Source organism: Actinokineospora sp. NBRC 105648 (assembly GCF_030269645.1).
Taxonomy (GTDB): Bacteria; Actinomycetota; Actinomycetes; order Mycobacteriales; family Pseudonocardiaceae; genus Actinokineospora.
Genome location: NZ_BSTR01000076.1, coordinates 1 through 25,546 on the forward strand (window position 1 = coordinate 1; position 25,546 = coordinate 25,546).

At 70.7% G+C, this 25,546-nt stretch carries 17 protein-coding genes; 9 read left to right on the forward strand and 8 right to left on the reverse strand.

The features are described 5' to 3' along the window. Positions 1–400: 400 nt before the first annotated feature. From QSK30_RS35160 to QSK30_RS35175, 4 genes are all read right to left on the reverse strand, one after another. Positions 401–3,934 (reverse strand): FkbM family methyltransferase, encoded by a 3,534-nt coding sequence (locus tag QSK30_RS35160; RefSeq protein ID WP_285509739.1) that lies wholly within the window; start codon positions 3,932–3,934, stop codon positions 401–403. A 70-nt stretch (positions 3,935–4,004) separates the two neighbouring features. Next, positions 4,005–5,399, reverse strand: coding sequence for an amidase family protein (locus QSK30_RS35165; RefSeq protein ID WP_285509740.1), 1,395 nt, complete (start codon positions 5,397–5,399; stop codon positions 4,005–4,007). Between the two features lie 3 nt (positions 5,400–5,402). Continuing rightward, a complete protein-coding gene (locus QSK30_RS35170) occupies positions 5,403–6,746 on the reverse strand; it encodes a glutamine synthetase family protein (RefSeq protein WP_285509741.1) in 1,344 nt (447 codons plus the stop codon). 16 nt (positions 6,747–6,762) lie between these two features. Then, entirely contained in the window at positions 6,763–8,052 is a 1,290-nt protein-coding gene (locus QSK30_RS35175) for an MFS transporter (protein WP_285509742.1), read from the reverse strand. Between the two features lie 71 nt (positions 8,053–8,123). Here QSK30_RS35175 and QSK30_RS35180 point away from each other — a divergent pair, with 71 nt between their 5' ends. The 3 genes from QSK30_RS35180 to QSK30_RS35190 are packed head-to-tail and all read left to right on the forward strand — an operon-like array spanning position 8,124 to position 11,365. Beyond that, positions 8,124–9,083 (forward strand): GlxA family transcriptional regulator, encoded by a 960-nt coding sequence (locus QSK30_RS35180; RefSeq protein WP_285509743.1) that lies wholly within the window; start codon positions 8,124–8,126, stop codon positions 9,081–9,083. 57 nt (positions 9,084–9,140) lie between these two features. Beyond that, positions 9,141–9,848: an LppX_LprAFG lipoprotein gene (locus tag QSK30_RS35185; protein ID WP_285509744.1), complete on the forward strand. Its 708-nt coding sequence runs from the start codon at positions 9,141–9,143 to the stop codon at positions 9,846–9,848. Then, positions 9,845–11,365 carry an MFS transporter gene (locus QSK30_RS35190; RefSeq protein ID WP_285509745.1) on the forward strand — a complete coding sequence of 507 codons (1,521 nt, stop codon included), beginning with the start codon at positions 9,845–9,847 and terminating at the stop codon, positions 11,363–11,365. Before QSK30_RS35185 ends, QSK30_RS35190 begins: the two co-directional genes overlap by 4 nt. Before the next feature lie 360 nt (positions 11,366–11,725). Here the strand turns inward: QSK30_RS35190 and QSK30_RS35195 are convergent, their stop codons facing one another. From QSK30_RS35195 to QSK30_RS35205, 3 genes are all read right to left on the reverse strand, one after another. Then, positions 11,726–12,499 (reverse strand): GNAT family N-acetyltransferase, encoded by a 774-nt coding sequence (locus QSK30_RS35195; RefSeq protein ID WP_285509746.1) that lies wholly within the window; start codon positions 12,497–12,499, stop codon positions 11,726–11,728. A gap of 504 nt (positions 12,500–13,003) precedes the next feature. Beyond that, positions 13,004–14,539, reverse strand: a complete 1,536-nt coding sequence (locus QSK30_RS35200; RefSeq protein WP_285509747.1) for an alpha/beta hydrolase — start codon at positions 14,537–14,539, stop codon at positions 13,004–13,006. A 13-nt stretch (positions 14,540–14,552) separates the two neighbouring features. Further along, a complete protein-coding gene (locus QSK30_RS35205; RefSeq protein ID WP_285509755.1) occupies positions 14,553–16,091 on the reverse strand; it encodes an alpha/beta hydrolase in 1,539 nt (512 codons plus the stop codon). Between the two features lie 157 nt (positions 16,092–16,248). On the opposite strand from QSK30_RS35205, the gene secA2 reads away from it, so the two are divergent. The 5 genes from secA2 to QSK30_RS35230 all read left to right on the forward strand — a co-directional run bounded on the left by secA2 (position 16,249) and on the right by QSK30_RS35230 (position 23,400). Further along, positions 16,249–18,600, forward strand: coding sequence for an accessory Sec system translocase SecA2 (secA2, locus tag QSK30_RS35210; RefSeq protein ID WP_285509748.1), 2,352 nt, complete (start codon positions 16,249–16,251; stop codon positions 18,598–18,600). 129 nt (positions 18,601–18,729) lie between these two features. Beyond that, positions 18,730–20,457 (forward strand): NAD+ synthase, encoded by a 1,728-nt coding sequence (locus tag QSK30_RS35215; RefSeq protein ID WP_285509749.1) that lies wholly within the window; start codon positions 18,730–18,732, stop codon positions 20,455–20,457. A gap of 49 nt (positions 20,458–20,506) precedes the next feature. Further along, positions 20,507–21,919, forward strand: coding sequence for an RNB domain-containing ribonuclease (locus QSK30_RS35220; RefSeq protein ID WP_285509750.1), 1,413 nt, complete (start codon positions 20,507–20,509; stop codon positions 21,917–21,919). A gap of 61 nt (positions 21,920–21,980) precedes the next feature. Beyond that, a complete protein-coding gene (gene npdG, locus QSK30_RS35225) occupies positions 21,981–22,649 on the forward strand; it encodes an NADPH-dependent F420 reductase (protein ID WP_285509751.1) in 669 nt (222 codons plus the stop codon). Next, a complete protein-coding gene (locus QSK30_RS35230; protein WP_285509752.1) occupies positions 22,642–23,400 on the forward strand; it encodes a helical backbone metal receptor in 759 nt (252 codons plus the stop codon). Before npdG ends, QSK30_RS35230 begins: the two co-directional genes overlap by 8 nt. Before the next feature lie 107 nt (positions 23,401–23,507). Here QSK30_RS35230 and pip read toward each other — a convergent pair whose 3' ends face one another. Next, complete coding sequence (gene pip, locus QSK30_RS35235) at positions 23,508–24,458, reverse strand: prolyl aminopeptidase (protein WP_285509753.1); 951 nt, start codon at positions 24,456–24,458, stop codon at positions 23,508–23,510. Between the two features lie 34 nt (positions 24,459–24,492). Here pip and QSK30_RS35240 point away from each other — a divergent pair, with 34 nt between their 5' ends. Next, complete coding sequence (locus tag QSK30_RS35240) at positions 24,493–25,491, forward strand: glutathione S-transferase family protein (RefSeq protein ID WP_285509754.1); 999 nt, start codon at positions 24,493–24,495, stop codon at positions 25,489–25,491. Positions 25,492–25,546 lie beyond the last annotated feature (55 nt).

Here is a 25,546-nt window from a genome sequence, read left to right on the forward strand (position 1 = left end):
AAGGAACCCACAAATGGGGTTCTATATTCAAGCTCTACTGGCTTAAATCGGCACACTGTTGAGTTCTCAAACAACACACGCACATCCGAATCAACCGCCACCCAGGGCGACCTCATCCGAGGCTGGTATTTCTAAGCTTTGTTCGCCGCACCGGGCCAGCCCACCTCGGATCAGCTGATCCTTGGCCGGGAAGTCCTTCGTGGCAACGTCGCAGAACCTTACCCGGTTCGCTTCGCGGTGTCAAACCCGCTCGACCCGGTGGAAGTTCCGGCCCCGGCTACTTCCCGAGACTGTGTCTTCCGAGTCCGTCCCCGCCAGGCTCTTGCGTCCTGTTCCGTCCGGCGCTCCGTGCGACATGGAGAAAGTTACCCAGGTCGAAATTCAAAGTCAAATCGGCTGGTCAGCGGCTTGTGAGGGGTCGGAGCCAGAGCGTGCGCACCTGGCCGGAGACCACCTCGTCGACCACTTTCCCGACCCCGACGGCCTGGTCCTCGCCCAGCGGCACCAGCTCGTAGCCCCAGGTGCGGAACTCGCGCAGGACGACCGCCGGGTCGTCGCCGAAACCGCTGGTCAGGGCGCCGTCGAAGGCCAAGATCACGTGCGGCCGATCCCGCCGCAGGCGGCGCACGAGACCCCCGAGAGCCCGGTGCCCACGGCCCGGGACGTCCACCTTCACCACCGACAGCCGCTGTCCCTGGGTGGCCGGGAGCGTGTCGAGCTCGCGGTCGAGCCGAACGCCCGCAACCGCGAATTCACTTGATGTGGTGGTGGTCACTTCTTGCGGATCTTGGAGTCGGACCCCGTAGCCACCGCCCGGCGCGACCGCGCCGACCAGCGCGGCTTGGGCGTCCCAGGCCGCCGACTCGAGCACCACCAAGCGCTCGGCCACGGCCTCGCCCACGTTCTCGGAAACGTTGTGCCGCAACAGTTTCACCGCGTCCGGGTCCGGTTCGACGGCGACCACGGTGCCACTGGTGCCGAGCCTGCTCAGCACCCGGATCGCGTGGTAGCCGACGTAGGCGCCGACGTCGAGGAAGACGCTGTCCGGCTCGATCAGGGCGTCGACCAGCTCGGCGATCTCCGGTTCCCAGACCCCGTTGCTCGACAGCACCGCGGACATGGCGCTGTCCTGCGCGGGCAGCCGGAGCAGGCCCGCGTCGCAGAGCACCGGCGCGCTCGGCACATCGACCGAGACCACCCGTTCGTGTTGGCGGACGACCACCCGGCGAAGGGCGTCGGTGGCGCGCAGTGCCTGGTCCGCGGACCACGTGCCTACTGCGAGCCTGCTCTCCTCGCCTGCTCGCTGCTCCGCGAGCCGGGCCTCGAGCGCGTCCATCCGGGCGTTGCTCGCGGCAAGGGCTTCAGACAGTTTGCGCACTTCGTCCGCAGGGTCTTGGCGTTCGCGGGTGGACACGTCACGGACTTGCGCGGCCAGCTCTCCCACGCTCCTAGCGCTACCGGTGACCTCCCCGCGCAATCGGACGAGTTCATCCCCGGTAGCCGAAACCTGCTTGGCCACCTGAGTGGTGCGCTCCACGACGAGGTCGAGATCGGCGCGCAGCAGGTCTGCATCGAGACCCGCGCCCGCGGTGGACAGCCGCTCCTGGCGTTCGACCAGTTCGACGGCGGTGCGCTCGATGCCGTCTATGAGCGAGGCGAGCACCGAGGTCAGGTGGTTGTCGTAGTGCGCGAGCACGCGCAGCACGGCCCGCCGCAGCTGGGGGGCCATCGGGATCTTGTAGCCGACCTCGGTGTCCGGCCTGCGGTGCAGGGCGTGCCGGGCGGCGCGCAGAGCGCGCAACGGGTCGTCCTCGGTGGCGCTGGCCAGCGCCCTACCCGCCCGCCAGCTGCGGTAGGCCAGCTCGACCCGCCTGCGCACGGCCGCTCCCGCAGCCGCGGGGGCCAAGGTCTCCAGCAGCTGGGTGCGGGCCGCGGTGCCGATCTTGTCGGCGGTGGCGTGGTCGTCGGCCAGGTCCCGGATCGCGCCCGCGACCATGGTGTCGGCGGCGAACTCGTCGACCGGCAGCGGCACACAGGCGTCCAGGCCGAGCAGCTCGGCCGCGGTGCCGCCAGCGACGGTGATCGTCGGGACGCCGCGCAGCGAGACGTCCATGAGCCAGCGGTTGGCGCGCGCGGTGTCGGCGTCCCCTGGTTCGTGGACCGACACCACCCAACTCGCCGCGTCTATCGCGCGCGGGAAGTCGGATTCGCTTACCAGCAACCGGATTCTGGGCTCCGCGGCGGCCGCCAAGCGCAACCTCTCCGCCGCCTCCGCGCGCGCCAAGACCTCTGGCACGAGCAGCAGGAGGCGGACGTCGGCGCGGTCGGGGAAGGCCGCGGCGAACGCGGCCATCAGGTCGTCGGCGCGGTCGGCCAAGGCGACGAAGGTGGGTTCGGTTCCGATCCCCAGGCTGTGTCGGGCCTCTTCGCGCGCGACCTCGTCGCGCGCGCCCGGGTCGACCACGGGCAGCGGCACGATGTGCGTTGCGACGCCGTCAGGCGCGGGCGCGGCGGCGGGCCAGACCAGCCAGCGTTCGTCAGCGCGGAAGGGGATCGGCGAGCACTCGTCGCGGACGGCGATGACGTGCCGCTGCCTCGGGACTCTTGCGCCGCCGTTGCACGCGAGCACTACCGGGTAGACCGGCTCCTCGGAAATCGGTAGACCGGAGGCTTCCGCGGCTAAGCGAACGCGGTCTGCTAGGGGCCCGCTACCGACAACCGATACACCTATCTGGTCTATGAGCGCGACGTCTACGCCGTGCTGTCCAGGGACGGCTCTTGGGTGCAGACGGCCACCGAGAACCGCTTCTGTCGCACACCAGTCCCGGTATCCGGCGGCATCTTCGCCGAACGGCTCAGGGAAGCGTTCTTGCAGGTCAGAGTCGTCGTTCCAGAGGGCGCGAGCCCATCTAGTGGCGTCTTGGCAATCGGGTTCAGACGCGCACGCCCACAGCAGGAAACCGGCAGGATCGACGTCGACGGCGGGAGGCCGTTGGCTCTGCGGGCCAGTCTGCGCAGCGCGGTACGCGGCACGCAGCGACGGTGGGAAGGCCGTGCCGTCGGCGAGCCTGCCAAAGCGCACGGTGGGAAGCGGGCGGTCTTCACCGAGCTCGGCGGCGTAGTCGTTGCACACCCGCGCGAGGAGGGCGTGCTCGGACAAGAGCACCCGAGGGTGGTCGGTGATGTCCGCGGTGAGAAGCCACGGGCGCGCAGCGTCGAAACCAGCGAAATTGGCGGTGCGCAACAGCGCGCCACCTGCGATGAGATGCCTGCCCGCGTCGTGCGCGAGTGCGCGCTGGCCCGCGTTCCAACGGGAAAGACCCAGACCTGGGTCGCGCAGGACACGGTGGTCGACCATCGCCGGGGCACCGTCGAGGAAGGCGCCCGCGCGGGCCGGGTCGGCCAGGCACACCTCTGACCAGGAGTGGAGGAACGGTTCGGCGCCGTGCGTCACCGCGACGAAACCCTCGTCGTACACCCCCGCGGCGAGCAGGTCGGCTTGGCTGGGCCGCAGACCGTCGGCGGGCAGCGGGCGGAGCACCTTGGGGACCAGGGCGACGGCGGCGTCACCGAGCGCGGCGGCCACGGAGGCGGTCAGCGGCGCGTAGACCCGGACCCACGGGTCCAGGTAGAGCACCGCGCCCGGGTGGGTGCTGAGCAGCCACTCCAGCAGGCGCGGCCGCAGCGCAGCCGCGGCTTCCTGGGCCGAGTGACCGGTGGCCAGCACCGCGAGCTCGGCCGGGCCGATGCCCAGGTCCTCGGGGACGAGCAGGCCGTCCTCCCGTTCGGCGTCCACCACGAGGGTGGCGAACCGGGAGTCCGGGTGGTGGTCGAGGAAGGTCCGAGCGGTCACCCGCGCGGCCGGGAGGTCCGCGGCGGCTGTCACCGTGCAGGCGATCAGGGGCGTCGCGGCGTCGGGGGACACGTCGGGCACGTCGCCAACCTAACGGCTCCGAGCGGCCCGGTGTGCCACCCGGTCGAGGGAAGTTGATGTCCGCGGGTGGTCACATCGGCAGCGTGGGGAGCAGTTTTGGCACCCGCGCGACCGGGTGGACCTGCTCGAACGCGGCGGCGAGGGCGAGCAGTTCGACGTCGTGTCCCGCGGTGGTGAACAACGACACGCCGATCGGCAGCGACCCGCCGAAGCCCGCCGGGAGGGTGACCGACGGGTAGCCCGCGACGGCGGCCGGGGTCGCCGAGTTCACGCGGTCGTCTTCGGGCCTGCCGGTCACGTGGGCCGGTGTGTCGGTGGGCGCCAAGATCGCGTCGAGGGCGTGCTCGGCGAGGGTGTCGTCGATGGCGTCGCGCGCGAGGGCAGCGGCGGTCGTGCGGTTCAGGACGTAGACGGGGTCGGTTAGCGGCGGTGCGTCAAGAGCGAGTTCGAACAGCTCTTGCCCGAAGAGGCTCAGCTCGACGTCGTCCTGCCGGTTGAACTCCACCAGCTCGGCGAGCGTGTGCGGCACGCCCGGCCGAGTGCGCAGGTAGGCCTCCAGCAGCGGGGTGAACTCGGTGACCATGGCGAGCCAAGACCGTTCGTCCATTTCGGCCACACCGCGGATGTCCACTTCGACTGCGATGGCACCCGCGTCGATGAGCGCGCGGACCGACGCCGCTACCGCGCGATCGGTAGAGCTATCCGACCCAGACAGTGCCCACACACCGATTCGCTTACCGCGCAATGACAACGGGTCTAGCGGCAAGCGGAGGTCCGATAGGACGGCCATGGTCAAGGCCGCGTCGGCGACGGTGCGGGTCATCGGCCCGGCGGTGTCCTGATGGTCGGAGATCGGGGCGATTCCGACGCCGCTGACAAGCCCGACCGTCGGCTTGTACCCGACGATGCCGCAGTAGCTCGCCGGGCTGACGATCGAGCCGTTGGTCTCGGTGCCGATGGCGACCTGGCACAGTCCCGCGGCGACCGCTGCCGCCGATCCGGACGACGAACCGCTCGGGTTGTGGTCCAAGACGAACGGGTTGTTGGTCTGTCCGCCCACGCCCGACCAACCCGAGACCGAGTTCATCGAACGGAAGTTCGCCCACTCGGACAGGTTCGTCTTACCGAGCACCACCGCGCCCCCCGCGCGAAGGCGGCGGACGACCTCGGCGTCGCTGGTCGGCCGAGAACCTGCCAGCGCGCGCGAGCCAACCGTGGTGGGCAGGTCTGCGGTGTCGATGTTGTCTTTGACCAGGACGGTCACGCCGTCCAGCGGCCCGATGAGAGTCCCCGCGCGAGCACGCTCATCGCTTGCTCTTGCCTGTTCCACAGCATCTGGGGCAACGGCCAAGACAGCGCGCAACCGTGGATCGACCTGGTCGATGCGGTCCAGGTGGGCACGGGTCAGCTCTACCGCGGTGGTCTTACCCGCCGCACGCTGACGTTGGAGCTCTTGGATGCCCATGCTCTAGAGCATCGGCAGCAGAGTCCTCAGTTCGTAGGGGGTGACGCTGCGCCGGTAGGTGTCCCACTCCGTGCGCTTGTTGCGCAGGAAGTAGTCGAAGACGTGCTCGCCGAGCGTCTCAGCGAGCAGCTCGGAGTTCTCCATCTCGGTCAGCGCCTCGCCCAGGTTCTGCGGGAGGTTCGCGTAACCGGCGGCGCGGCGCTCGGCATCAGAAAGGGACCAGACGTCGTCCTCGGCCGCGGGCGGCAGTGGGTAGTTCTCGGCCACGCCCTTAAGACCAGCGGCGAGGATGACCGAGTACGCCAGGTAAGGGTTGCAGGCGGAGTCGAGCGAGCGGATCTCCACGCGGCGCGAAGAGGCCTTGCTCGGTGAGTACATCGGCACGCGCACAAGAGCCGACCGGTTTGCATGCCCCCAACAGACAGCGGTAGGCGCTTCCCCGCCGACGATCAGCCTCTTGTACGAGTTGACCCACTGGTTGGTGACAGCCGAAATCTCCCGCGCGTGCTTGAGCAGCCCAGCGACGAACGCCTTACCCGTGGCGGACAGCTGATACGGGTCCTCGTTGTCGTAGAACGCGTTGCGGTCGCCCTCGAAGAGGCTCACGTGGGTGTGCATGCCCGAACCCGGCTGCTCGGAGAACGGCTTGGGCATGAACGAGGCGAACACGCCCTGGGTGAGCGCGACCTCCTTGACCACGTACCGGAAGGTCATCACGTTGTCGGCCATGGTCAGCGCGTCGGCGTAGCGCAGGTCGATCTCCTGCTGGCCGGGGGCGCCCTCGTGGTGACTGAACTCCACCGAGATGCCCATCGCCTCCAGGGTCTCGATGGCGTGCCTGCGGAAGTGCGTCGCGGTGGCGTGGCTGGCCTGGTCGAAGTAGCCGCCGTTGTCCGCCGGGGTCGGCTCGCTGCCGTCGTGCGGGAGGTCGTTGAGCAGGAAGAACTCGATCTCGGGGTGCACGTAGCAGGTGAACCCGGCCTCGCTGGCCTTGGACAGCGTGCGGCGCAGCACGTGCCGCGGGTCGGCCCAGGACGGCGACCCGTCCGGCATGGCGATGTCGCAGAACATCCGGGCGGAGTACGGCTCGCCCTCCGGGGTCTCCCAGGGCAGCACCTGGAACGTCGCCGGGTCCGGCTTGGCGATCATGTCCGACTCGTACACCCGGGAGAAGCCCTCGATCGCCGAGCCGTCGAAGCCGATGCCCTCGGCGAACGCGCCCTCGAGCTCGGCGGGCGCGACCGCCACCGACTTGAGGAACCCGAGCACGTCGGTGAACCACAACCGGACGAACCGGATGTCGCGTTCCTCTAGCGTGCGCAGGACGAACTCTTGCTGGCGATCCATGTGCGCAGCGTAGACATCAAGTGGCGATGCGCGCCTTATCGAGCCGCTGTGACGTGATCCGCGGCGACGTGATCCGCAACGACATGACCGCGGCGAAGGCGCACAGCCCACCCGCCACGTACCAGGCGAGGTCGTAGCTGCCCTGGTGGTCGCGGGTCAGACCGGCGGCGAAGGCCGCGATCGCGGCGCCTACCTGGTGGGAGGCGAAGACCCAGCCGAACACGATCGGGCCGTCCGCACCGAAGGCCCGGCGGCACAGGGCGACGGTCGGTGGCACGGTGGCCACCCAGTCGAGGCCGTAGAAGACGATGAACGCCCACATGGGTGGTTCGGTCGTGGCCGCGAAGAGGTGCGGCAAGACCAAGAGGGACGCCCCGCGGAGGCTGTAGTAGGCGGCGAGCAGGTAGCGCGGGTCGACCTTGTCGGTGAAGTAACCCGAGGCGATGGTGCCGATGACGTCGAAGAGCCCGACGAGTGCCAGGAGGCCCGCCGCGGTGGTGGCGGGCATGCCGTGGTCGTGTGCGGCGGGCACGAAGTGGGTGCCGATGAGACCGTTCGTGGAGGCTCCGCAGATCGCGAAACCGCCCGCGAGCAGCCAAAACGTTCGGTTGCGGGCGGCGTCGCGGAGCACCTGCAGCGCGCGGCCCGCAGTACGGCCGGACAAGACAGGTGCGGGGGCCTCGGTAGTCGCGCCGTAGGCGGTAGTGCCGACGTCGCTCGGGTGGTCTCTTAGCGCGATGAGGACAAGAGGGACCACTGCAAGCGCGGCGCCGGAGACCACAAGGGAGGCCGTACGCCAGCCGTTGCTCTCGGCCAGGTGAGCGACTACCGGCAGGAAGACGAGCTGACCTGCGGCACCTGCGGCTGTCAGCACGCCGCTGACAAGACCCTGGTGTTTGACGAACCACCGCGAGGTGACGGTGGCGACGAAGGTGAGCGCCATCGAGCCGGTGCCCACGCCCACGAACACGCCCCAGAGCAGGAGCAGCTGCCAGCTCGCGGTCATGAAGACGGTGAGCCCGCTGCCCGCGGCGACCAGGACCAGGGCGCCCGCGACCACGCGGCGCATGCCCAGCTTCTCCATGAGTGCGGCGGCGAAGGGCGAGATCAGGCCGTAGAGGACCAGGTTGATGCTGACCGCGGCGGAGATCGTGCCGGTGGACCAGCCGAACTCGTGGTGCAGCGGGGTGATCAGGACGCTGGGCGCCGCGCGGAAGCCCGCCGCGCCGACCAGGGCGACGAAGGCGACGCCCGCGACGAACCAGGCCCAGTGCGGGCGGCGCGAGCGGATCTCAGTCTGGGTCACGGGGGAAGCGTGCCGGGCGGCCCGGGCCGCGGACGAGTGGCCTGATTGCCAATATGTGCAAAGATCTGGCCATGACGCATCGGGTGGCCGTGCTGGCGATCGACGAGGCGGTCGGCTACGACCTGGCCATCCCGCCGCAGGTCATGCGGGCCGCGCTGGCCCCGGACGGGTCGCCGCTCTACGACGTCGTGGTCTGCGGGATCGATGCGAAACCGGTCCGGATGACCACCGGGTTCACCGCGGTGCTCGACCACGGGCCGGAGGCGCTGGCAGCGGCGGACACGGTGATCGTGCCGGGCACCCGGTGCGCCGGGCCGCGGTTCGACGGGACCCTGCCCGGCCCGGTCGCCGACGCGTTGGCGCTGGTCAGGCCCGGTACGCGGGTGATGTCGATCTGCACCGGGGCCTTCGTGCTCGGCGCGGCCGGGCTGCTCGACGGGCGCCCGGCGACGACGCACTGGCGGTTCGTGGACGAGTTCCGCGCGCTGTACCCGGCGGTCGAGCTGGACCCGGACGTGCTCTTCGTCGACGACGGTGACGTGCTCACCTCCGCCGGGCTGGGCGCGGGCGTCGACCTGTGCCTGCACGTGATCCGGCGCGACTTCGGCAGCGAGGCAGCCAACCGGGCCGCGCGGTACTGCGTGGTGCCGCCGTGGCGCGAGGGCGGGCAGTCCCAGTTCATCGACCGCCCGCTCCCCGAGGGGGGAGCCGACGGCGTGGCGCCGACCCGCGCGTGGGTGTTGGGCAGGTTGCACGAACCGCTGGAGCTGGCGGCGATGGCCGAGCACGCGTCGATGAGCGTGCGGACGTTCTCGCGCCGGTTCCGCGCGGAGACCGGGCTCTCCCCGGGGGCGTGGCTGGTCCAGCAGCGCGTGCGGCACGCTCGGCGCCTGCTGGAGACCACCGACCTGCCCGTCGACCAGGTCGCCGAGCGCTCCGGCCTGGGCAGCGCGGCGTCGCTGCGCCAGCACCTGCGCACCTCGATCGGGGTCTCGCCGCTGGCCTACCGGAAGACTTTCCGACCCGCCTGAGGGCGGGGTGTGGACAACTTCCGCGGCCGCCCACCGACTCGGCCTACGATTCCCGGCATGGTCAAACGTGGGTGGGTCCTGGGAATCCTCGCGCTCGTGGCGGCGCTGGCGACGGGGTGTACATCGGATGAGTCGCCGCCGGGTCCGGGCAGCAACCTGCCCGACGGCGCCGCGCTGCTGCGCGACTCCTCGGCGACGACGAAGAACATCAAGAGCGCGCACTTCACGCTCAAGGTCAACGGGTCGGTCGCGGCCATCCCGGTGCAGAACGCCGAGGGCGACCTCACCCGCGAGGGCGGGGCGTCCGGCGCGGCCAAGGGCACGGTCAAGCTGACCCTGATGGGCCAGCTCATCGAGGGCGAGTTCGTGCTGGTCGACGACTCGCTCTACATCAAGGGGCCGACCGGGGGCTTCCAGAAGTTCCCGTCCGCGCTCACCTCCAACATCTACGACCCGTCGGCGATCCTGAACCCGGACAAGGGCATCGCCAACGTGCTGGCGAAGATCCAGAACCCGCGGACCGAGGCGAAGGAGTCCGTCGACGGGGTCTCGGCGTACAAGGTCTCCGGGAAGGTGACCAAGGACGTGGTCTCCGGGATCGTGCCCGGGGTCAGCAGTGACGTGGACGTCTCGATCTGGGTGCGGGAGGACAACAAGCAGCCCGCGAAGGCGTCGGTGGCGCTGCCGGGCGGGGCGGGCAAGTCCGCCACGGTCGACCTCACCCTGTCCGATGTGGACAAGCCGGTCAGCATCACCGCGCCATGAGCCGGGGCCGCACCGTCGCGATCGGCGCGGGCGGGCTCGCCGTGCTGCTCGGCGCGCTGGACACCTACGTGGTGGTCAGCGTCATCCGGCAGATCATCGACGACCTGCAGATCCCGGTGAACCGGCTGGAACGGGTCACGCCGATCGTCACCGGGTACCTGCTCGGCTACATCGCGGCGATGCCGCTGCTGGGCCAGGCCTCCGACCGGTTCGGGCGCAAGCTGCTGCTGCAGGTGTGCCTGCTCGGGTTCGTGGCCGGGTCGGTGGTGACGGCGCTCTCCGGTGACCTGCCGGTGTTGGTGACCGGTCGGGTGGTGCAGGGCGTGGCCAGCGGCGCGCTGCTGCCGGTGACGATGGCGCTCGCCGCCGACCTGTGGAGCGAGCGGCGCCGGTCGGCGGTGCTGGGCGCGGTCGGCGGCGCGCAGGAGTTGGGCAGCGTGCTCGGACCGGTCTACGGGGTGGCGCTGGCGGCGCTGCCGCTGTGGGGTTCGGCGTTCGGGATCAGCGGGTGGCGCGGGGTGTTCTGGGTGAACGTGCCGCTCGCGGTGCTGGCGATGGTCGCCATCCAGCTCACCGTGCCCGCCCACCGGCGCGCGGCCGAGCCGGTGCGGGTGGACGTGGTCGGCGGGCTGCTGCTGGCGCTGACCCTCGGGCTCGCGGTGGTGGGGCTGTACAACCCGGATCCGCGCACGGCGGTCCTGCCGCCGTGGGGTCCACCGGTGCTGATCGGCGCGGCGGTCGCGTTGGCGGCGTTCCTGCTGTGGGAACGTCGCGCCCGGACGAAGCTGATCGACCCGGCGGGCGTGGCCATGCGGCCGTTCCTCGCCGCGCTCGGGGTGTCGGTCACGGCGGGGGCGGCGCTGATGGTGACGCTGGTCAACGTCGACCTGTTCGCCCAGACCCTGCTGGGCAAGGACGACGAGGGCGGCGTGTTCCTGCTGCTCCGGTTCCTGGTCGCGCTGCCCGTGGGCGCGGTCCTGGGCGGTTTCCTCGCGGGCCGCTTCGGCGACCGGGTGGTGTCCCTGGCCGGGATGCTGATCGCGGCGGCGGGCTACCTGCTGATGTCGCGCTGGTCGCTGGACCTGTTGAGCAGCACCCACTTCCTCGGCCTCCCCCGGCTCGACACCGACCTGGTGATCGCGGGGTTGGGCCTGGGCCTGGTGATCGCCCCGCTGTCGGCGGCGGTGCTGCGCGTCGTCCCGGACGAACGCCACGGCGTCGCCTCGGCGGGCGTCGTGGTCGCCCGGATGACCGGCATGCTGGTGGGGGTCGCGGCGCTGTCGGCGTGGGGACTGCACCGGTTCCACAGCCTGACGGCGAACCTGAGCCTGCCGCTGCCGTTCGGGAAGGATCCGGTGATCGCGGCTCAGGAGATCGCGGCGTACCAGGGGGCGGTGAAGAACGCGCTGCTGACCCAGTACACGGAGATCTTTCTGATTACCGGCGTGGTGTGTGTGGTGGGCGCTTTGTTGGCGCTGCTGGTTTCTGGGGTTCGGGAACGGGTTTCGGTGGCTTGATCTTTGGTGGCTCGTCTGAGTCTGGGTTCGCGGCGGTTGAGATTCCAGTGGATTCGCTTTGGTGTTGCCGTCTTCGTTGCCCAGGTAAGAGCGGGGCTCGATCTAGTGAACTCGCTTCGTGTGGGGCCCCTAGAGCACCGCGGTGGTGAAAAAAGGGCGGGTGAAGGGCATTCCCCACCACACGGCAAGTTTAGCGGTGCTCTCCCCCCACACGAAGCGAGTCCACTAGATCGAGCATCCGTAGCGGGGCCGGCGGTACCAGCGGGGTCGGGATCCTGTCACGTTCCAGCGGGGTCGGCCCTCCGCTGCGGGTGGACTTGGGTGTGTGTTGGGTGGGTGGGTGGGTGGGTGGGTGGTTTATCAGGGGACTCGCTGGTAGACGTGGGTTTGGTTTGCGTCTTGGTAGCCGAGCCTGCGGTACCAGGAGCGGGGCCAGTCGGTGGCTTCGGCTATCAGGAAGCTCAGGTCTGCACCTGCTTCTCTGGCTCGGTGTAGGGCTTCGGTGACCAACTGCCTGCCGTGGCCCTCGCCTCGGCTTTCGGGGCGGGTGATGAGGTTCTCGAACTGGGCGATTCCGTCGGCGACATAGAGTTCGCCGCGGGCTATTACTTCGCCGGTTGGGGATTGGACGGCGAGGAAGGCCACTTCGGCGCCGCGGGCGTAGAGGAGGACCCGGTCCGCTAGTTGGGTTATCTGCTCGTCGGTGTCGTCCGGGTAGTCGGCTCGCCAGTCGTGCAGGAGTGCGGGGCGGAGTTGGTCGAACTCGATCGCCTTCACCCTGTTGCCGGTGCGGGCGGGTAGTGCGCCTGAGTGGATCATCGTGACGATTCGTTCGTGGACCTGGTAGCCGGCGGCCTCGAAGGTGGTGGCGGCCGACTCCCCCGCCACGTCGTCGTTGAACTGCACCAGGCGGTGGGTGTGACCTGCCCCGCCGAGTACCTCGTCGGCGGCGGCGACCACCTCGGCGGGGTCGACCGCGCTCGTCACCACGACCCGGTTGTGCTGCCAGGAGGCCGGGTACTCCGCCTGCAGCAGCACGTAACCCCAGTCGAACTCCACGACCCGACTGGCCTGCGCCCGGGCGAACCGCTCCTCGAAGGCGCCGATCCGGCGCACGCGCGCGCTCATCAGCATGCGGGCCATGATGGCCGCCCGACCACGCACCGCGCCATGGGACACCGGCAATCGGATCTTGCCGGCGACCCGACCGGGAACCACCTGCCCGACGCGAGTTCCGCGGCGACTCCGCCGACGGCGGCTCGGACCTGATCGGCGAGACCCGCCTGGTCATCGACCTGGTGCGCGGCCGGGCGGCGCGCGCGAGCAGGCGGGACGCTGGCGGCGCGAGACAGAACGGGGGCGGGCCAGCCGGGCAGGACCGGCCGGGTTAGTCGGCCGGGTTAGTCGGTCAGGCTCGGCGGGCTGGGTTGACTGCGGGACTGGCCAGGTTGGGCTGGGCGGGCAGGATCAGCCGGTCAACGGGGCCGAGTCAGCCGAGTGCGGCAGCCGGGAGGAGTCAGCCGAGCAGGGGCAGTGGGGCGGAGTAGGGACTGCTGGGCGGGGGGCTGCTGGGCGGGGGGCTGTTGGGCAGCGGCGTGATCCTGTCGTGGACTCGCGGTCGTCCCGACCTGGCCAGGCTCAGCCCTTGCAGGTCACGTCCGCGGGTGGGAGTTCGAGTTTCTCCAGGTACGCCAGTCCGACACTGTCCACGCAGGACACGCCGTCCAGGAACGCTGTGTGTTGGGTGGCCTGGTAGGTCAGCAGTCGGGCGCCGAGGGACTTCGCCAGGTTCACCCCGGCCTGGTACGGGGTGGCCGGGTCCCCGGTCGTGGACACCACCAGTAGCGGTGGGACGCCCGCGACCTTGGGCTGGTGCGGGACGCTGGTGTTGGGTGTCGGCCAGAAGGCGCAGGTGTCCAGGGCTGGTAGGGGTGGGTGGACATCGGCCATGAACACGCCGCGGGTGGCTTGGACGACCTCGCGGGTGCGGCGTTCCAGTTCGGCGCGGTCGGTGATCCGCGGCTCGTCCACGCACCGCACTGCTACCAGGGCGTCCATGATCCCGGAGTACTCGCCGGAGTCGTCGCGGCCGGTGTAGAGGTCTGCTAGCAGCATCAGCGACTCGCCCTTGCCGCCTGCCAGTTCGGCCAGGGCCTTGTCCAGGAACTCCCAGTACTCGTCGGAGTAGAGGGCGGCGTCGATGCCGGTAGAGGCATCTGAGTAAGAGAGCTTGCGCTTGCCTACCGGGATCGGGCGCTTCTCGAGGTCGACGAGCAGCTTCTTGAGTTGGTCCTTGCTCTTGACCGTGCACCGTCGCGTCGAACACCCCGCGAAGTAGTCCGATAGGGCCTTGTCGAAGCCCTTGACCTGTTCGATGGCCTGCGCCACCGGGTCCTCGTCCGGATCGACCGCGCCGTCGAGGACCATCGCGCGGACGTTGCCTGGGAAAGCTTCGGCGTAGACGGTCCCGATGAGCGTGCCGTACGAGTAACCGAGGTAGGTCAGCTTCTCCTCGCCGAGTGCCGACCGGAGCACGTCCATGTCGCGGGCGACGTCGCGCGTGCCGACATTGGCCAGCAGGTCCACGCCGCTGCGCTGCGCGCACTTGGTGGCGAAGTCCTTGTTCTCCGCCTCCTCCTCGGCGACGGTGTCCTCGTCCGGCTCGGCGCGGTCGGCGTCCATCTCCGGGCCGGTCACGCACTGGATGCGCGGCTTGCTGACCCCGATGCCGCGCGGGTCGAAGCCCACCACGTCGAAGTGCGCGGCGATCTTGGGCTCCCGGTCGGCGATGCCCACCGCGGCGGACATGCCGGACGCGCCCGGGCCGCCCGGGTTGAGCACCAGCGCGCCGACGCGGTCGCTGGTCGCGGGCTTGCGCAGCACACCGATGGTCGCCGTTCGGCCCGCCGGGTTGGCGTAGTCCAGCGGCACCGTCAGCAGCGCGCAACGGACGTCGCGCTTGGCGAACGCGTCGCGGCTCTCGTCGTCGTGGGCGAAACCGCCGCAGCCGCTCCAGGTGAGGGCCTGGCCGTAGAAGCGCTCCAGCCCCGCGGGCACCGGCCCGCGCGGACCGCGCTGCTCGACGTCACCCGCGACCGGGCTGCCGGGCACGGTGACCGTGCACGCGGCGAGGGCGAACGCGCTGATCAGCGGGAGCAGGCGGTGGGTGCGCACACCGCCCATCGTGTCAGGCCGAGCAGCGCGTGCCCGCCGCAGGCAGCGCGAGGTCGACCAGGTATCGGGTACCGGCGTCGTCCACGCACTTGTCGCCCTGCAGGAACGCCGTGTGCTGGGTGGCCTCGTAGGTGAGCAGGCCGCCGCCGAGGGCCTTGGCCAGCACCACGCCCGCGTCGTACGGGGTGGCCGGGTCGCCGGTCGTGGACACCACCAGCACCGGCGGCAGGCCGCCGACCTGCGGGAGGTGCGGGGTGCCGGTGTTGGGCACCGGCCAGAACGCGCACGCGTCGAGCGCGTCGGTCGCGGGTTTGCCGTCGTCGAGGAAGGGCGCGGCGGCCTTGTACCGGCGCTGGGCGTCGAGGACCTCGGCGCGGTCGGTCACCCGCGGGTCGTCCACGCAGCGGACAGCGGCGAACGCGTCCTGGGTCGTTGAGTAGCGGCCGTCTTTGCCGCGCTCGAGGTAGGCGTCGGCCAGGGACATCAGCGTGCGCGAGCGGTTCTGGCGCAGTTCGTTGAGCCCGGTGTTGAGCAGCTCCCAGAGGTCCTCGGTGTAGAGCGCCTGGGTGACGCCGGTGGTGGCGTCGGAGAAGGAGAGCCGCCTGCCGTCGCCGGTCTCGATCGGCCGGGTCTCCAGGGGGCGCACCAACTCCTGGTAGCGGGCCTGGGCCCGGGTGCCGTCGCGGCCGAGCGCGCAGTCCTGGCGCTGGCCGCACCAGGCGACGAAGTCGTCGAACGCCTGCTGGAACCCCTCGGCCTGGGCGACCAGTTCGGCGATCGCGTCCTGGGTGGGGTCGACCGCGCCGTCGAGGACCATCGCGCGCACGTTGGCGGGGAACGCCTCGGCGTAGCTGCTGCCGATGCGGGTGCCGTAGGAGTAGCCCAGGTAGGTCAGCTTCTGGTCGCCGAGGGCCGAGCGGAGCACGTCGATGTCGCGGACCACGTCGCGGGTGCCGATGTTCGCCAGCATCGCGACGCCCTTGCCGGTGCGCTCGGCGCACTTGGCGGCGTAGTCCTTCTGGTCCGCCTCCACCTTGGCCACACCCGCGGGCGTGGTGTCGAGCTCGTCGTCCTCGGCGCGTTCGGCGTCGCGCTCGGCGTCGGTGAGGCAGCGCACGGCGGGCTCGCTGGAACCGGTGCCGCGCGGGTCGAAGCCGACGAAGTCGAACCGCTTGTTGAGCGTGCCGACCCCGGCCAGCCGGGCCGCGGTGGCCAGCCCGGCGACGCCGGGGCCACCCGGGTTCACCACGAGCGAACCGATCCGGTTGTCGGGTTCCGTTGCCGGTTTGCGCAGGACGCCAACTGTGATCGTCTCGCCCGACGGGGTGGCGTAGTCGAGCGGGACGGTGAGCTGGGCGCATTGGACACCCTTGGCGCGCAACGGCGCCCGGTCGGCGTCGACCTTGGCGTACGGGGCGCAGTCTTCCCAGGTCAGGGGCTGTCCGTAGTACCGGTCGAGGCCGGTCGGCACGACCCCGGCGGGCCCCTTCCGCTCGGTGACCGGCGCGATCGGACCCGCTGTCGAGCAGGACGTCGAGAGGGCGAGCAGCATGACCAGGGCACTCGCAGTCGACCTCCGCACCGAACCGATCCTGCCACCCGGATGCGGAACTCACCTGCCGTGCTGCACCGTTAGGTGGCAGGGCGAGAATTGCGCCGCGGATCGGTCGTGGTCTGGCGTCGGGACGAGGGAAGAGGTGGCCGGAGACGTGGCTGCGTTTCTGACACGGTTCAAGAGCGGGTTCCAGCGCCTGCTGGAGCGCCCGTCGACCGTCGACCTCAAGAAGTACCAAGAGGTGCTCACGTCGATCGAGTGGCGTGAGGAGCGGGTCGCCAAGCTCACCGACGAGGAGCTGACCGAGGCCGCCGCCGAGCTGCGCGCGAAGTCGACCAAGGGCTTCGACGCGCACGGCAGCGTCGAGCTGTGCGCGCTGGGCCGCGAGGCCGCCCGCCGTGCCCTGGACCAGCGCCCCTACGACATGCAGCTGGTCGGCGCGCTCGAGCTGCTGCTCGGCCGGGTCGTGGAGATGGGCACCGGTGAGGGCAAGACCCTCGCGGGCGCGCTCGCCGCCGCGGGGTACGCGCTGCAGGGCCGGTCGGTGCACGTCATGTCGGTCAACGACTACCTCGCCCGGCGCGACGCCGAGTGGATGCGGCCGGTCTACGAGCTGCTGGGCGTCTCGGTCGGCTGGGTCGACCAGGAGTCCAGCCCCGAGGACCGCCGGGCCGCCTACGCCCGCGACGTCACCTACGGCGCGGTCAGCGAGATCGGCTTCGACGTGCTGCGCGACCGGCTGGGCACCGACCCCGACGAGCTGGTGCAGCCCGCCCCGGACGTGGCGCTGATCGACGAGGCCGACTCGGTGCTGGTCGACGAGGCCAGGGTGCCGCTGGTGATGGCCGGGTCCACCGACGAGGGCCACGGCGACCCCGAGGTGGCCCAGGTCGTGCGCACGCTGCGCCCCGGTCAGCACTACGAGCGCGACGAGGACAACCGCAACGCCTGGCTGACCAGCCGGGGCGCCAAGCTGGTGGAGAAGGCGCTCGGCGACATCGACCTCTACTCCGGCGACCACTCCGACCGGCTCGCCGCGGTCAACGCCGCCCTGCACGCCCAGGCCCTGCTGCAGCGCGACGTCGACTACATCGTCCGGGACGGCAAGGTCCACCTGATCAACACCTCCCGCGGCCGGATCGCGCTGCTGCAGCGCTGGCCGGACGGCCTGCAGGCCGCGGTGGAGGCCAAGGAGCGGCTCGCGCCGACCGAGAGCGGCGAGGTGCTCGACTCGATCTCGGTGCAGGGCCTGGTCGGCCGCTACCAGCGGGTGTGCGGGATGACCGGCACCGCGCAGGCGGTCGCCGAGCAGCTGCGCGAGTTCTACGAGCTCAAGGTGTCGGTGATCCCGCCGAACAAGCCGTGCGTGCGGGAGGACGAGGCGGACCGGATCTACGACACCGTCGAGGCCAAGGAGGCCGCGCTGGTCAAGGAGATCGTCGCCCAGCACGAGACCGGGCGACCGATCCTGGTCGGCACGATGGACGTGGCCGAGTCCGAGCGGATCGCCGAGAAGCTGACCGCGGCCGGGGTCGAGAGCGTCGTGCTCAACGCCAAGAACGACGCCGAGGAGGCCGCGATCGTGGCCGAGGCGGGCGCGCTGGACGCGGTGACGGTGTCCACCCAGATGGCCGGGCGCGGCACCGACATCCGGCTCGGCGGCGCCGAGGGCGACGAGACCGACCACGACAAGGTCGCCGAGCTGGGCGGGCTGTACGTGATGGGCTGCGGGCACTACCCGAGCAGCAGGCTGGACAACCAGCTGCGCGGCCGGTCCGGGCGGCAGGGCGACCCGGGCGGGTCGGTGGTCTTCGCCAGCCTCACCGACGACCTGACCACCCAGTACGCCCCGGACGCCACCGCGGGTGCCGAGCCCGACGACGACGGCCGCTACCAGGACGTCACCTCGCGCCGCTACGTCGAGCACGCGCAGAAGGTCGCCGAGGGGGTCAACCTCGACATCCACCGCAACACCTGGCGCTACACCCGGTTGATCGAGCACCAGCGCGCGATCGTGCTCGCCTACCGCGACGACGTGCTGCGCACCGACCTGGCGGCCAAGCAGCTGGCCGAGCGGCTGCCGGAGCTGTGGGAGAAGCTGGGGAAGGACGTCGACGAGGACGTGCTGGAGCGGGTGGCCCGGCAGGTCGTGCTGTTCCACATCGACACCCGGTGGGCCCAGCACCTGGCGTTCCTGTCCGACGTGCGCGAGACGATCCACCTGCGCGCGCTGGCCAGGGAGACCCCGATCGACGAGTTCCACCGCGCGGCGATCGCCGAGTTCCGCGGCCTGCTCAAGGGGATCACCGACCTGGCGGTGGAGACCGTCGAGGAGGCGGAGATCACCGCGGCGGGCATCGATCTGGAGACCGCCGGGCTGCGCCGCCCGACCTCGACGTGGACCTACCTGGTGCACGACAACCCGTTCGACTCCGACGCAGAGCAGGCGCTGCAGCGCGTCCGGGCGTCGCTGCGCAAGGTGAAGGCGGCCAAGGCGTCAAGCTGACAGGTCAAGGCGAGAGGTCAAGGCACCGGTGAACCGGGGCCGGGGCCCGGGTTACCGTTTTCCCCCGACGCGGGCTGACCCCCGTCACATTTTCGCCTCATAGGCGAAAACAGGGTGGAGGATGATGCCATGTCCCAGCTCCGGATCGCGCTCGCCCAGGTCAACCCCACCGTCGGGGACCTGGCGGGCAACGCTGCCCTGGTCGTGACCTGGGCCCGCAAGGCCGTCGAGGCCGGGGCCCACCTGGTCGTGTTCCCCGAGATGGTGCTGACCGGGTACCCGGTCGAGGACCTCGCCCTGCGGGAGTCGTTCGGCACCGCCTCGCGCGCGGCGCTGGAACGGCTGGCCGCCGACCTGGTCGAGGCCGGCTGCGGCGACCTCCCGGCCTTCGTGGGCTTCCTCGACCGCGACGCCGAGGGCCCGCGCAACGCCGCCGCCGTGCTGCACGGCGGCGCGGTGGTGGCCCGGCAGTACAAGCACCACCTGCCCAACTACGGGGTCTTCGACGAGCGCCGCTACTTCAAGGCCGGGCACGGGCTGGAGATCGTGCGGGTCCGCGGGCTCGAGGTGGGCATGGTCATCTGCGAGGACATCTGGCAGGAGGGCGGCCCGATCGCCGCGCTCGGCCGGGCCGGGGTCGACCTGGTCGTCTCACCGAACGCCTCGCCCTACGAGCGCAAGAAGGACGACGCCCGGCTGCCGCTGGTGGCCCGCCGGGCGCGCGAGGCCGGGGCGCCGCTGGTCTACGTCAACCAGATCGGCGGCCAGGACGACCTGGTCTTCGACGGCGACTCGATGGTCGTGGGCACCGACGGCGCGCTGCTCGCCCGGGCGCCGCAGTTCGTCGAGCACCTGATGGTCGTCGACCTGGACCTGCCGGGCGGCGCGAGCCGGACCGACGCGCGGGCCGACGACGAGTTCACCGTCCGCCGGGTCACCGTCTCCGACGAGCCGGTGCCCGGCTACGAGCCGCAGCACTCCCCCACCGTCGCCGAGCCGCTGCCCGAGGAGGCCGAGGTCTGGGCCGCGCTGGTCACCGGCCTGCGGGACTACGCGCTCAAGAACGGTTTCCGCTCGGTGGTGATGGGCCTGTCCGGCGGGATCGACTCCGCGGTGTGCGCGGCGCTCTCGGTCGACGCCCTCGGCGCGGACGCGGTTCACGGGGTGTCGATGCCCTCGGTCTACTCCTCGGATCACTCCCGCTCCGACGCCGCCGACCTGGCCGAGCGCACCGGGCTGCACTACTCGACGCAGCCGATCGAGCGGATGGTCGAGGTGTTCGTCGGCGAGCTCGGGCTCACCGGGCTGGCCGAGGAGAACGTGCAGGCCCGCTGCCGCGGCGTGACGCTGATGGGGCTGTCGAACCAGCACGGGCACCTGGTGCTGGCCACCGGCAACAAGACCGAGCTGGCGGTGGGCTACTCGACGATCTACGGCGACGCCGTCGGCGGGTTCGCCCCGATCAAGGACGTGCCCAAGACCCTGGTCTGGGACCTGGCCCGGTGGCGCAACGCCGAGGCCGAGAAGCACGGCGAGGTGCCGCCGATCCCGGAGGACTCGATCAGCAAGCCGCCCTCGGCCGAGCTGCGGCCGGGGCAGGTGGACAGCGACTCGCTGCCCGACTACGAGCTGCTCGACGCCGTGCTCGACGACTACGTCGAGGGCGACCGCGGCTACGACGACCTGATCGCGGCCGGGTTCGACGCCGAGGTGGTCGACCGGGTGCTGCGGATGGTGGACCGGGCCGAGTACAAGCGGCGGCAGTACCCGCCGGGCACCAAGATCAGCCTGCGGGCGTTCGGCCGGGACCGGCGGCTGCCGATCACGAGTGGGTGGCGCGAGGGCGGCGCGCGCTGAGCCGCCGATCATTGCCCGAGGTCGGTCTACACCGGTTAGGGTGCTGCTCGTGGACGCCAGGGTGACCGGGACGGACGGTGCGGGGGCTGACTTCGCGCGCGTCCGACATGACTTCGCACTCCCGTCGCAGTTCCCCCCGGCCGCGCTGGCCGAGGCGGGGCAGGCGGTCTCCGACGGCCCGCGCGGTGACCGCGAGGACGCCACCGGTCTGCCGCTGGTGACGATCGACCCGCCCGGCGCCAAGGACCTCGACCAGGCAGTGCTCATCGAGGCGCTCGGCGACGGCTACCGGGTGCACTACGCCATCGCCGACCTGGGCGCCTTCGTGGTGCCCGACGGCGCGCTCGACGACGAGGTGCGCAAGCGCGGGCAGACGATCTACCTGCCGGACGGCAACGTCCCGCTGCACCCGACGGTGCTGTCCGAGGGTGCCGCGAGCCTGCTGCCGGACCAGACCTCGCCCGCCGCGCTGTGGACGATCGACCTGGACGCCGCGGGCGAGCCCACCGGCGACGGCCACGTGCGCCGGGCCTGGGTGCGCTCGGTGGCCCAGTTCGACTACGAGACCGTGCAGGCGAGCTTCGACGCGGGCGACCCGCACCCGTCGGTGGCGCTGCTGCCCGCGCTGGGCACGCTGCGGCGGGCGCTGGCGATCAAGCGCGGCGCGGTGGAGCTGCAGCTGCCCGAGCAGGACGTCGAGCGGGACGGCGAGTCGTGGGGGCTGGTCCTGCGGCCGCGCACCGATGTCGACGCCTGGAACGCCGAGATCTCGCTGCTCACCGGCATGGCCGCGGCCAAGATCATGCTCGCGGCGCAGGTCGGGGTGCTGCGCACGCTGCCCGACCCCGACGACGGCGCCGTCGAGTGGCTGCGCCGCTCGGCCAAGGCGCTGGGGATCGCCTGGCCGCGCGAGACGAGCACCGCCGAGCTGCTGGCGAGCCTCGACCCGCGCGAGCCCGCCGCCCTGGCGCTGTTCATGGACGCCACCCGCCTGCTGCGCGGCGCGGGGTACACGGTCTTCGACGGCGAGCTGCCCGAGCTGTCCACGCACGCGGGCATCGCGGCGTCCTACGCGCACGTGACCGCTCCGCTGCGCAGGCTGGTGGACCGGTTCGGCACCGAGATCTGCCTGGCCGCCTGCGCGGGCGAGCCGGTCCCGCAGTGGGTGCGCGACGCGCTGCCGCTGCTGCCCGAGCTGATGGAGGGCTCCGACAGCCTGGCGGGCAAGGTCGACCGCGCCTGCCTGGACCAGGTCGAGGCCTGGGTGCTCGGCGAGCGGGTCGGCGCCGAGTTCGACGCGGTGGTGCTGCGCGCGGAGGGCACCGGCGCCGAGATCTTCATCGCCGAGCCGCCGGTGCTGGCCCGGTGCGCGGGCGAGGGCCTGCGCGAGGGCGAGTCGGTCCGGGTGCGCCTGGTCGAGGCCGACGCGGTGGCCAGGAAAGTGGCCTTCGAGCGGGCCTGAGGTCGGCGGTCAGCCGGTTGTCGCTAGCGTGCGGTAGAGATGCCCCGTGGAAGGAAACGACGTGACGGAGTTCGGTCAGCTCAAGGTCGGCGTGCTCGGCGGCACCGGCCCCCAGGGGCGCGGGTTGGCGCTGCGGTGGGCGAAGGCGGGCATCTCGGTGGTGCTCGGCTCGCGCGCGGCCGACCGCGCGGAGACCGCGGCGAAGGAGCTGCGCGAGGCGGCGGGGGTCGAGCACGTCACCGGCCTGGACAACGCGGCCTGCGCGGCGGACTCGGACATCGTGCTGGTCGCGGTCCCCTGGGACGGCCACCGCGAACTGCTGGAGTCGCTGCGCGACGAGCTGACCGGCAAGATCGTGATCGACTGCGTGAACCCGCTCGGCTTCGACAAGCAGGGCCCGTTCGCCCTGGCAGTCGAAGAGGGCAGCGCCGCACAGCAGGCCGAACGGGTCCTACCGGACTCGCGCGTCACCGCGGCGTTCCACCACGTCTCGGCGGTCCTGCTGGGCGACCTGTCGGTTGAAGCGGTGGACATCGACGTGCTGGTACTCGGCGACGACCGCGAGGCCACCGACACCGTGCGCGCCCTGGCCGACACCATCCCCGGCATGCGCGGCGTCTACGGCGGCCGACTGCGCAACGCCCACCAGGTCGAGGCACTGACGGCGAACCTCATCGCGATCAACAAGCGCTACAAGGCACACGCGGGCCTGCGCATCACGGATGTCTGACCCACTGCTCGACGACCTCGGTGTACCGGTGGGCCCCCGGGGCTCGTTCACCCGGGTGGTGAGCCTCGTGCCATCCCTGACCGAGGCGGTCGCGGTGACCCTGCCCGGCCTCCTGGTCGGCGCCACCGACTACTGCACCCACCCGTCCACTTTGGACGTGGCACGAGTCGGCGGATCGAAGTACCCGACGGTGGCGGCGGTCCTGGACCTGGCGCCAGACTTGGTGATCGCCAACTCCGAGGAGAACCGCCCCGAAGAGGTGACGGCACTACGGGAAGCCGGGATCGCGGTGTGGGTGACCGAGGCCCCAGCAAGCGTGCCGGCGGGCCTGACCTCAGTCCGACGACTACTGGCAGGCTTGGGCGCGAAGACACCGGACTGGCTAACACAAGCGGACGAGGTGTGGGCAGAAGTCGAACCGGTGTGGGCAACGGCGGTAGTACCGGTCTGGCGAAAGCCGTGGGTGGTCGTCGGCAGGGATACCTTCGCAGGCGACGTATTGCACAGACTCGGCGTGGCAAACGCATACGGCAACCACGCAGACCGATACCCACGCCCATCATTGGCTGAACTGAACGCCACGGCCGCAGACCTGGTAGTGCTACCGGACGAGCCCTACGAGTTCACCGCGACCGACGGCCCAGAAGCCTTCCCCGACAAGCGAAGCGCACTGGTAGTAGGCCGCTACCTGACCTGGTACGGCCCTTCGCTAGTTGAGGCTCGCGCAAGCCTACGGGCAGCACTTACTTAGAAGAACGCGAACTCGCCAAACCCGTCCCAGCCAGCCCAGCTGTCCCAGCCGATCTCCACCCAACCCGGCCCCGCGCCGAAATCCGACCACCCCGCACAAACAGCAGCTCAGAACCGAAACGAATCCGTGGCATCGCGCAGCGCCTGCAACACCCCAGCGTCCGACGTAGCGTGCCCAGCCTCCGGCAGGATCACCAACTCCGAGCCGGCCCAAGCCCGGTGCAACTCCCAAGCCGTCACCGGCGGGCACACGATGTCGTAGCGCCCCTGCACGATCCGCCCCGGAATCCCGGCGAGCCGATGCGCGTCCCGGAGCAGTTGGTCCGGCTCAAGCCACCCCGCGTTGGTGAAGTAGTGCAGGGCCAACCGCGCGAAGGGCACCGCGAAGTCGGGAGCGGCGTACTGGGCGACCAGCGCAGGATTCGCCACCAGCGACACCGTGGCCCCCTCCCAGTTGCTCCACGCCGTCGCGGCCGCCGCCCGCAGCTCCAGGTCCGGGCCGGTCAGCGCGTCCTGGTAGGCCGCCAGCGGGTCCTGACCCGTCGGGACCAGCGCGGTGAAGTCCGCCCACGCCTCCGGGTAGATCGCGCCCGCGCCGCCCCGGTAGAGCCAGTCCAGTTCGCTCGGGCGCAGCAGGAACACGCCCCGCAAGATGATCTCGGTGACGCGGTCGGGGTGGCGCTCGGCGTAGGCCACCGCCAGCGTCGCGCCCCAGGAACCGCCGAAGACCTGCCAGCGGTCGATGAGCAGGTGTTCACGCACCCGTTCCAGGTCGGCGACCAGGTGCCAGGTCGTGTTGGCCGTCAGGTCGGCCCCCACAGCGGCCACACTCGGCGTGCTGCGCCCGGACCCACGCTGGTCGACCAGCACGATCCGATAGGCACGCGGGTCGAAGTGCCTGCGGTGCACCGGGTTCGTCCCCGTCCCGGGCCCACCGTGCAACACCACAACCGGCTTCCCGCGCGGGTTGCCGCTGACCTCCCAGTACAACCGGTGCCCGTCACCGACATCGAGCAGACCACGCTCACCCGGTTCGACCGGCGGGTACAGGACAGCCATGCGCCCATGCTGCCCTACGCCTATCTTCGGGAACATGGCCAACGCCCAGTTCGGCAAGGAATCCCAGCAAGGCGCGTTCGTGCGCCAACCCAACAGGTTCACCGACCGGGTGACCGCCGACGGCTCATCCGGCAGACTCCCGGAACCCGACCGCTACCGCTTGGTGGTCAGCCTCGCCTGCCCCTGGGCCCACCGCACCATCATCACCCGCAAGCTGCTGGGCCTCGACCAGGCCATCTCCCTGGCCGTGGTCGACCCCATCCGCGACGAGACGGGCTGGCGGTTCACCCTGGAGCCGGACGGCCGCGACCCGGTCCTGGGCATCACCCACCTGTCCCAGGCCTACCACGCCGCCGACCCCGACTACACCGGCCGAGTCACCGTCCCGGCCCTGGTGGACACCGAGACCGGCCACGTGGTCACCAACGACTACCCCCAGATCACCCTGGACCTGAGCACCGAGTGGAAGCAGTTCCACTCCCCCACGGCCCCCGACCTCTACCCCGCCCACCTGCGCGGCGAGATCGACGCACTGATCGAACCGATCTTCCACAACATCAACAACGGCGTCTACAAAGCGGGCTTCGCCACCACCCAGCAAGCCTACGAGGCGGCCTACACAGAACTGTTCGCCGAACTGGACCGCCTCTCAGCCAGGCTGGAGACCTCCCGCTACCTGATCGGCGACACGATCACCGAGGTGGACATCCGCCTCTTCACCACATTGGTCCGCTTCGACGCCGTCTATCACGGCCACTTCAAGTGCAACCGGAACAAACTCACTGAAATGCCGGTCCTGTGGGCCTACGCTCGCGACCTCTACCAAACCCCCGGCATCGGCGACACGGTCGACTTCGACCACATCAAACGCCATTACTACGCCACCCACGACCAGATCAACCCGACCAGGATCGTCCCCCTGGGCCCGGACACCACAGGATGGACCACCCCACACGGCCGCAGCCAGGGGAGCGTCAAGGTTTGTGATCTTGGTGTGAAGTCGGCGGATGTAGTGGCCGGTATCGACACATGAACGAAGAAGGTGGCCTCCTGCCTGCGATGATGCGGGTTCTCACACCATGCACATC